Origin of the sequence: Neisseria shayeganii 871 (assembly GCF_000226875.1) — a bacterium.
Lineage (GTDB): Bacteria > Pseudomonadota > Gammaproteobacteria > Burkholderiales > Neisseriaceae > Eikenella > Eikenella shayeganii.
The window spans coordinates 1-760 of the sequence record NZ_JH164940.1 but is presented as its reverse complement, the minus strand read 5'-3'; the positions used below and the strand labels follow the sequence as shown (position 1 = coordinate 760).

1 pseudogene is annotated in these 760 nt (G+C 52.9%); it reads right to left on the bottom strand.

The features are described from left to right. Window positions 1-54: 54 nt before the first annotated feature. Window positions 55-760, bottom strand: a pseudogene (locus HMPREF9371_RS11105) (IS5 family transposase); the annotation flags it as partial.

Below are 760 nucleotides of genomic sequence, written 5' to 3'. Positions count from 1 at the left end.
ACTATACACCTAAATCCTCTTAAAGTGCCTAATTCCTAAGCACTTTCTGCCTGTTCAGGCAGCTGTGGACACACGTATCCTGTTCGCCGCCTTCAGCAGGTTCAAGCACCTCGCTTTCAGATGGCTCTGCGCAGCCACTTTCTGTGAGCCAAAGTACGATGCCCGGGCATAGCGGAATTTACGGTGCAAGGTGCCGAAGCTTGGTTCCACCACATAGTGCACCCGCGCCAGGCAGCCGTTACGCATTTTTTGTGCCGCACTTAGGGGATGGCCACGATAGGCTTTTTCCATCATGCCATCTTTGAGTGCTCTGTCTTGCAAGCATTGGCGGTTATCTTGGCTGGCGTAACCTTTGTCGGCATAAACCATGGTGCCTTCTTTGACGCCATCCAGTCAGGGGGCCAAGTGTTTCACTTCGTGGGCATTGGCCGGGGTAAGGTGGATTTTTTCAATATAACCGTCTGCGTCGGTACGGGTGTGTTGTTTATAGCCCAAGTGAAACTTGCCATCTTTGCGAATCCAGCGGGCATCCGCATCTTTGCTGGGTGTGGTTTCGGTCAGGACATCGCCCTGTTCATTCACTTCTATGGCTTGGCGTTGCTTGCCGCCGGCCGTCTGAATAATGGTGGCGTCAACGATGGCGGCGGATGCTTTCTCTACTTTTAAGCCCTGGTCAGTCAGTTGGCGGTTAATCAGATCCAGTAGTTCGGCCAGGGTGTTGTTTTGCTCCAGCCAGTTGCGGTAGCAGCATAAAGTGCTG